Annotated in this window: 7 protein-coding genes and 2 other annotated features; all 7 genes read left to right on the forward strand. The window is 47.4% G+C overall.

From position 1 onward, the window contains the following. Positions 1 to 366 precede the first annotated feature (366 nt). Positions 367 to 617, forward strand: a binding site (T-box leader). A gap of 44 nt (positions 618 to 661) precedes the next feature. Continuing rightward, positions 662 to 913: a binding site (T-box leader), on the forward strand. Between the two features lie 167 nt (positions 914 to 1,080). From trpE to trpA, 7 genes are read left to right on the forward strand one after another with little or no spacing between them, the layout of a single operon-like run. Next, a complete protein-coding gene (trpE, locus tag ACKA06_RS21490) occupies positions 1,081 to 2,481 on the forward strand; it encodes an anthranilate synthase component I (RefSeq protein ID WP_411160616.1) in 1,401 nt (466 codons plus the stop codon). After that, positions 2,478 to 3,089, forward strand: a complete 612-nt coding sequence (locus ACKA06_RS21495) for an anthranilate synthase component II (protein WP_197671186.1) — start codon at positions 2,478 to 2,480, stop codon at positions 3,087 to 3,089. The genes trpE and ACKA06_RS21495 overlap by 4 nt, the downstream gene beginning before the upstream one ends. Next, entirely contained in the window at positions 3,061 to 4,086 is a 1,026-nt protein-coding gene (trpD, locus tag ACKA06_RS21500; RefSeq protein WP_411160617.1) for an anthranilate phosphoribosyltransferase, read from the forward strand. The genes ACKA06_RS21495 and trpD overlap by 29 nt, the downstream gene beginning before the upstream one ends. Next, positions 4,087 to 4,878 (forward strand): indole-3-glycerol phosphate synthase TrpC, encoded by a 792-nt coding sequence (gene trpC / locus ACKA06_RS21505; RefSeq protein WP_411160618.1) that lies wholly within the window; start codon positions 4,087 to 4,089, stop codon positions 4,876 to 4,878. It abuts the gene before it with no gap. Next, positions 4,875 to 5,510: a phosphoribosylanthranilate isomerase gene (locus ACKA06_RS21510; RefSeq protein ID WP_411160619.1), complete on the forward strand. Its 636-nt coding sequence runs from the start codon at positions 4,875 to 4,877 to the stop codon at positions 5,508 to 5,510. Before trpC ends, ACKA06_RS21510 begins: the two co-directional genes overlap by 4 nt. Further along, positions 5,507 to 6,709 carry a tryptophan synthase subunit beta gene (trpB, locus tag ACKA06_RS21515; protein ID WP_032088065.1) on the forward strand — a complete coding sequence of 401 codons (1,203 nt, stop codon included), beginning with the start codon at positions 5,507 to 5,509 and terminating at the stop codon, positions 6,707 to 6,709. The genes ACKA06_RS21510 and trpB overlap by 4 nt, the downstream gene beginning before the upstream one ends. Beyond that, a complete protein-coding gene (gene trpA / locus ACKA06_RS21520) occupies positions 6,702 to 7,496 on the forward strand; it encodes a tryptophan synthase subunit alpha (protein WP_198257341.1) in 795 nt (264 codons plus the stop codon). The genes trpB and trpA overlap by 8 nt, the downstream gene beginning before the upstream one ends. Positions 7,497 to 7,913: the final 417 nt, after the last annotated feature.

Here is a 7,913-nt window from a genome sequence, read left to right on the forward strand (position 1 = left end):
TGGGAGGGTCCACCACCATGTCGCTTGTGGAGATCCAAAGGTGCGATTATATTAGTTGGTACCTTTTATTGGAAATAACCCTTTCCGGTCTATTGAAATGCCGCGTGTGTTTCCAGATATATTTAAATTTGGGTATATATGTTTGACTATGGTGTGTCTCTTCTTTTGAACACTTAAGAAACCCGGAGAAAAACAAAGATATTTTAAGTAACCTCCCATTATCGTGAGGGAGGCTCACGGGCTGCCCGCGGAAAGCGGAGTCTTGCACGGAAATCATAAGCGGAATTAAGAAGCTGAACAAAATTAGATTTTTTTGTTGACATCCGGTGTAAAACAAATTAGTATAATAAACAATAATTCAATGAGCGAACGGCTTCGACGAAGAGGAGTACCTTTTGCAGACACTTAAGAGAGCTGGTGGGTGGTGCGAACCAGTGTGGATGCGTCAGGGAATGGACTTCCGAGCCTCCAAACCGAAATCCTTTAGGGAGAGTAGGCTTTGGCGAATGTCTTATCGTTACAAAAGACACGCATTCAAGCCGGCCGGCTTCGATGCGGATGAGTGGACTGCGAGAAGCAGTCAACAAAGGTGGCACCACGGGTATCCCGTCCTTTTTATAAGGATAGGGATGCCCTTTTTTTATTTTCAAAAACTTAATCGTGTAAATCGCAGAATAAGAGTAGTAAGCTTAAGTGATGCTTTACAGAGAGCCCGGGAAAGGTGAGACCCTGGCAGGATAGCTTAAGATGAATGGACTTATGAGAGATGACTTGAACAATGCAGTAGGGTCATACGGGTTTCCTCCGTTAGAAGGATAGAATATAGGGTTTCATGACCCCGTATTTGAAAAGAAGAGGGAGTAAGTTTCTTACTCCAACCTGAGGTGGCACCGCGGTCAGCATCGTCCTCTATAAGCACAATACTATTGTGCTTATAGGGGACTTTTTTATTTGTCCAGCTTCAGCGCCAAGCCCCTCGAGACGTTTAGGTCTGCCCATTGAAGTCAAAGATCGACTTCACCGGTCAGCCCAGAAGCGTTTGTCGGGGCTGAACAAGGCGCTTACGCTTTTCTATTTTGAATGGAGGAATGGCATGTGAACCAGCAGAGAGAAATACATTATGCAGCGAGGGAATTGAACGGCGACTTGTATACACCGATTTCGCTTTTTCAATCATTGAAGGGATCCAAGAAATTTCTTCTTGAGAGCTCACTGAAGCATGAACAGTCAGGCAGATATTCCTTCGTTGGTTGTGATCCCTATCTTGAATGTAAAGCGGCCGGAAGCCGGGTGGAGATCTTAAAACACCGAACAGGAGAAAGGGAAGAGAGGGAAGGCGATCCAATTAAAATCATCCAGGATTTGATTCCGCATGTTGAGCAAATGGACCTTGACCTCCCATTCACCGGGGGAGCGGTCGGATATCTAGGATATGATGTGATCCGCCAATACGAAAAGATCGGATCCGTTCCAGAGGATGAACTGGATATGCCCGATATCCATCTGATGTTTTATGAAAAGGTCATCGTGTTTGATCATGCAGAGCAGAAAATGGTTGTGGTGGTTCAGGATGAGTCCGAAGAGAAGCTTGAGGAGAAGTTGACTCAAGTGGAGAAGGAAATAACGAATGTCTTTCTTGATGTCCATGGTGTTGAGTTAAACGGAGTGACATTTGAATCCCAGATTTCAGAAGAGGATTATATCCAGCAAGTGAAAGCCGCAAAGGAACATATCAGGAAGGGAGACATCTTCCAGGTTGTCCTGTCTCAGAGGATGCGGGCAGCTTTTAAGGGGGATTCCTTCACTTTTTACCGGCGTCTGAGACAATCCAATCCATCTCCATACATGTTTTATATTGATTTTGGGGAGTACGTTGTACTGGGGGCTTCGCCGGAGAGCCTGGTAAAGGTGCAGGGCAGAAAGATCACAACGAACCCGATTGCAGGAACAAGGAGGCGGGGGGAAAACGTTGATGAAGATCTGCGTTTGGAGCATGAATTGTCTGCGGATGAAAAAGAAATAGCGGAGCACAGGATGCTGGTCGACCTGGGGAGGAACGACTTGGGAAAAGTGTGTAAGGCGGGATCCATCATGCTCACGAAGTATATGCTGGTCGAGCGTTACAAGTATGTAATGCACCTTGTATCGGAAGTCAAAGGGATTCTGAAAGATGGCATCACACCTCTGGAAGCACTGGTAAGCTGTCTGCCCGCGGGGACGGTGAGTGGAGCACCAAAAATAAGTGCAATGCAAATCATCAATGAGCTCGAAGGCAGGAAAAGAGGGGTGTATTCAGGCGCGATCGGCTATCTCGGAGTCAACGGAAACCTGGACTTCGCACTGGCCATCAGGACGCTCGTTTTGAAGGATCACACAGCTTATGTCCAGGCAGGTGCAGGCATTGTATATGACTCAGACCCCAAAAGTGAATACGAGGAAACGATGAATAAAGCAAAATCTTTATTGGAGGTGGGAAAATGATCCTGCTCATCGACAATTACGATTCCTTCACATATAACTTGTATCAATATTTACTGGAGCTGGGTGAGGATGTCCTGATAAAAAGAAACGATGAAATCACCTTAGAGGGAATACAGGAATTAAAGCCGGAGGGAATCATTTTATCTCCAGGACCCGGAACACCTGTAGATGCGGGCATCTGCATCGAAATTATACAGAATCTTCACGCTAGTGCGCCGATTCTCGGGGTATGTCTGGGTCATCAGGCAATAGCTGCTGCATTCGGCGCGAAAGTGGTGATTGCAGAAAGGATCATGCATGGAAAGACATCACTGATCAGACATGACGGTGATGGGGTGTTCCAATATCTGTCCCAGCCGCTCACCGTGATGAGGTACCACTCGCTGGTCGTCGAAAAGGAATCCCTTCCGCAGCAGTTCGAGGTCACCGCATCCTCTATGGATGACAACCAGATCATGGCGATCAAGCACAGACGATATCCTCTGTTCGGTGTTCAATTTCATCCGGAATCAATCGGAACCGAGACAGGGAAAAAAATACTCAGTAACTTTTTAGAAGAGATGAGAAAGGGGAATAACCGTGAAAGAGTTTCTGCAAAAGCTATCTAACGGACATTCTTTAGAAAAAGATGAGATGAGAAGAGCAGCACACCAGCTATTCAATGAGGAAACGACTGATAGTCAGATTGCATGTTTCCTGACACTCCTGAAAATGAAAGGTGAATCGGTTGAAGAGATCACCGGGCTTGTCGAAGTGCTGAGAGAAAAAGCACTGCCAGTTAAAAGCAGCATGAGCGGCGTCCTTGATAACTGCGGGACGGGAGGGGACGGTTCCCACAGCTTCAACATAAGCACGACGAGTGCGTTTGTGCTGGCCGGGGCAGGGATAAAGGTTGCCAAGCATGGAAACAGGAGTATTTCAAGCAGAACCGGAAGTGCCGATGTGCTTGAGCATTTAGGTGTATCGCTCGACTTCAGGGCGGATGAAATCAATGATCTCCTTAGCGAATGCAATATTGCGTTTCTTTTCGCCCCTCATATCCATTCAGGGCTTAAGAAGATCATGAAGGTCAGGAAAGAACTGAAAATACCAACGATCTTCAATTTAATCGGCCCGTTGACAAACCCTGTTGAGCTGGAGACTCAATTGATCGGGGTGTACAGGAGAGATCGATTGGAGACGATGGCAAGGGTGCTTCATGAACTTGGCAGGAAGAGGGCAATCGTATTAAACGGAGCGGACTACATGGATGAAGCTTCCCTTGCAGGTGAGAATCATCTTGTCCTCCTTGAAAATGGCAGGATCACGTCCTTTACGCTGACAGCTGAAGATGTTGGCCTGCCTCATTATCCGAACAGCATGATCAAGGGAGCGGGATCTTCCGAGAATGCCGCAATCCTTCGCGATGTACTGGAAGGAAAAGAAGGGGCCCATCTGGATACCGTGTTATTCAATACAGGGATTGCTCTTTATGCCCACGGCAGTGTGTCAAGTGTTGCCGAAGGCGTCAAGGCAGCGCGGGACAGCATTGTTTCAGGTAAAGCTAAAAGAGCCCTTCAGGCCCTCGTGGAGTACAGTCAATCGAAAAGGAAGCAGGTGATCTAAGTGGCTGACATACTTGAGAGAATAATAGAAAAGAAAGCGGAAGAAATCAAAACCCTCAAACAATCAGGATTCAAATCATACCACAATGCAAATATACGTAAAGTTCATAAGTTATATGATTCATTGTTCAAGGCAGAAAAGCTTGGGGTGATTGCGGAAATTAAGCGGGCCTCGCCTTCGAAGGGGGATATCAGGACAGAGGTGGATCCCCCTGTGCAGGCAAAAGAATATGAAAGGGCAGGAGCAGCTGCCATTTCCGTCTTGACCGATACTCATTTCTTTAAAGGAGAGATGGAAGACCTGGCAAGGGTCAGGGAGGAAGTGTCAATCCCGATACTCTGTAAGGATTTCATTCTTGATCCCATCCAGATTGACCGTGCAAGGGATGCCGGTGCGACTATCATCCTCCTGATTGTGGCTGCTCTTGAACACCCGCTTCTCAGTTCCCTTTTTCACTACGCCGAAAGCCAGGGGCTCGAAGTACTCGTGGAAGTCCATGATGAGGAAGAAATGAAGACTGCACTCGATCTCGGTGCAAAAATCATAGGAATTAACAACCGAAATCTTAAGACATTCGAAGTCAGCCTTGATGTGACGGAAAGGCTGGCTGGAATGATTCACAATGAGGAGGTTGTGCTGATCAGCGAAAGCGGGATCCGGCATGACGAGGATTGTATCCGGGCTGCTAAAGCTGGCGCACATGGCGTACTCGTAGGAGAAACGTTAATGAGAAGTGATGATACAGGCAGAGTGCTGGCTTCCCTGCAGGTGAAAAAGGGGGAAGGACGATGACAAAAGTCAAAGTGTGCGGCATCCGGGAACGGGAGGAAGCAAAATGGGCTGCAGATGCAGGCGCCGATGCCGTCGGATTCGTATTTGCCGAAAGTAAACGGAGGGTGACGCTCGAGAAGGCTGCTGACATAGCAGATTCACTTCCGAAGGATATTCTGAAGATCGGGGTCTTCGTCAATGCTTCTGAGAGCGAACTTCAATATGCGATGGATGTGGTGAAGCTCGATTATGTCCAGCTGCACGGGGATGAAACACCGGAATTTTGCAGGGAGCTTACCATTCCATTTATTAAAGCCATCTCAATCAGGGAAAAAAGCGATCTGCAAGCCTTGCAGAGCTACGGCAGCGGACTTCTTTTGGTGGACAGCGGAAAGGGACCATTCAGGGGAGGAAATGGTACCACTTTCGACTGGGAATATCTATCAGACTATGAATCCCTAAAGGATAACATTATCCTTGCCGGCGGTTTAAAGAAAGAGAATGTCACGGAAGCAATCAAGAAAACGGAACCATATATGGTGGATGTTTCGAGCGGTGTGGAACGGAACGGCAGAAAAGACTGCAAAATGATCAAAGCATTCATTGAAGAAGTAAAATCATTCCAAAAAGAAGAAAGCGGGGAATATTCATGACTTACGCACAACCGGATCAAAAAGGATCATTCGGTCAATTCGGCGGGAGATATGTACCTGAAACATTGATGACAGCAGTAAAAGAGTTGGAGACGGCATATGAGGAGGCATCCCAGGATGAAGCGTTCCAAAAGAAACTTCAATATTATTTAAAGGATTATGTCGGCAGGGAAAATCCGCTCTATTTTGCAGAAAACTTAACAAACCGGTTAGGCGGGGCAAAACTGTACCTGAAAAGGGAGGACCTCAATCATACCGGTGCCCATAAAATCAATAACACGATTGGGCAGGCGCTGCTTGCAGAACGGATGGGTAAAAGAAAAATCGTCGCGGAAACCGGCGCAGGGCAGCACGGTGTAGCGACTGCCACGGTCTGTGCGTTAATGAACCTTGAATGTGTGATTTTCATGGGTGAAGAGGACATCAGGCGGCAGAAATTGAATGTATTCCGCATGGAGCTGCTAGGGGCGAAGGTGGTCAGTGTCACGTCAGGAAGCGCAACTCTGAAGGATGCAGTGAATGAAGCTCTCCGCTACTGGGTGGCGAACGTGGAGGACACCCATTACATTATCGGTTCGGTCCTCGGTCCGCACCCATTTCCGAAAATGGTCAGGGATTTTCAAAGTGTGATTGGGAAGGAAACAAAGGAGCAATTTTTCAAGGTAGAACATTCACTTCCAGACGCCATCGTTGCCTGCGTAGGAGGAGGCAGCAATGCAGCCGGGATGTTCCATCCGTTCATCGAAGATCAGGGTGTGGATCTTTACGGGGTTGAAGCTGCAGGATCAGGTCTCGAGACAGATAAACATGCGGCTACCCTTACGCTTGGGACCCCAGGTATTTTGCATGGAAGTCTGATGTATCTCCTTCAGGATGGGGATGGCCAGATCCAGGAAGCGCACTCCGTTTCAGCAGGGCTTGATTATCCTGGTGTCGGACCTGAACATAGTTACCTGAAAGAAATCGAGCGGGTAAAGTATACATCTATCACAGATCAGGAAGCACTCGAAGCATTCCAATTACTGTCCCAGACCGAAGGAATCATCCCGGCCCTTGAAAGCTCTCATGCAGTTGCCTACGCTGTGAAATTGGCAGGGATGATGGAACGGGATGAGTCAGTCGTCATTTGCCTTTCAGGCCGGGGAGACAAGGATGTAGAACAAGTGAAGGAAATGTTAGGAGGTCATCTGAATGGGTAAGGTGTTTTTAGAACAGACATTCCAATATGAACTGGATAAAGGGAACAAACTCTTCGTCCCTTATATTATGGCTGGAGACGGGGGAATCGAGAGTTTCATAGAGACGTTGAAGCGCCTGGAAGAAGCCGGGGCTTCTGCAATTGAAGTTGGGATTCCTTTTTCGGATCCTGTGGCTGACGGTCCTACGATTCAGAAAGCGGGTAATAGGGCCCTGGACCATGGTGTGAATCTGCAACAGGTACTGGATGAACTCGTTACTAGAAGAGAAGAAATCGGGGTACCACTAGTGTTCATGAGCTACATCAATCCCATTTTCAAATATGGCATCGATCGTTTCTTCCTTCGATGTGAAGAAGCCGGTGTCGACGGGCTGATCATTCCGGACCTTCCCGCAGAGCACAGGGACCTGGTTTCTTCCCCGGCCGAGGAACATGGCATCGCTATCATCCAGCTCGCTACGCTGACGAGTTCTGAAAAAAGGATCCGGGAGCTTGCCGGACTATCGGAAGGATTTTTATATGCCGTAACGATTAACGGTACGACCGGTGCAAGAAACGAAGTCAATCAGAACATCGGAAAGCATCTGCAAGTATTAAAACGGCATAGTAAGGTGCCTGTGCTCGCCGGCTTCGGCATCTCGACACCTGACCATGTGAGGGAGATGACCCGTAACTGCGACGGTGTCATTGTGGGGAGCAGGGTCATTGACCTTCTTCAGGAGAATAAGCTTGATGAAATAAAAGAATTGATCGATGCTGTGAAAGAGAACCCTCTGTTGAAAAAATAATCATAATGTAAGTACTTCCGCGGCATTAAAGATGCGATGATGGGACAAAAGTGATTTAGTCTTAGTATAACTCGAACTAATTTGTATGAGATTAAGCAAATTAGTTCGGGTTTTTAATTTGTTCATTGGGCATTTAGAATATAGCTAATTACAGCGGTTGATTGGAGTGCAAGACGAAAACACTCCTGCGGGGAAAGTAGCGGACGTGAGACCTTTCCAGCTACAGGGCTTAGAGGCACGTGTCATAAGCCAAACCGACCAAGAAGGCAAAGAACGCCTTCGTGGCCGATTCGTCTTATGCTACAGGCCTCTCTTCAAAGCCCTTCCGCTTTTCTTCCCGCAGGGAGGTACGACCGAGGAGCATTCCTGTTATAAAGTAAATTGCGTTTATATCGAAGTTTTTGCGATGTGCATAAA

The sequence above is a fragment of the Rossellomorea oryzaecorticis genome (assembly GCF_045897515.1).
GTDB lineage: Bacteria > Bacillota > Bacilli > Bacillales > Bacillaceae_B > Rossellomorea > Rossellomorea enclensis.

Bases quoted from the DNA above. Each gene is read 5' to 3' on its own strand.
- trpE (WP_411160616.1), top strand. From the start codon at position 1,081: ATGGAGGAATGGCATGTGAACCAGCAGAGAGAAATACATTATGCAGCG.
- ACKA06_RS21495 (WP_197671186.1), top strand. From the start codon at position 2,478: ATGATCCTGCTCATCGACAATTACGATTCCTTCACATATAACTTGTAT.
- ACKA06_RS21510 (WP_411160619.1), top strand. From the start codon at position 4,875: ATGACAAAAGTCAAAGTGTGCGGCATCCGGGAACGGGAGGAAGCAAAA.
- trpB (WP_032088065.1), top strand. From the start codon at position 5,507: ATGACTTACGCACAACCGGATCAAAAAGGATCATTCGGTCAATTCGGC.
- trpA (WP_198257341.1), top strand. From the start codon at position 6,702: ATGGGTAAGGTGTTTTTAGAACAGACATTCCAATATGAACTGGATAAA.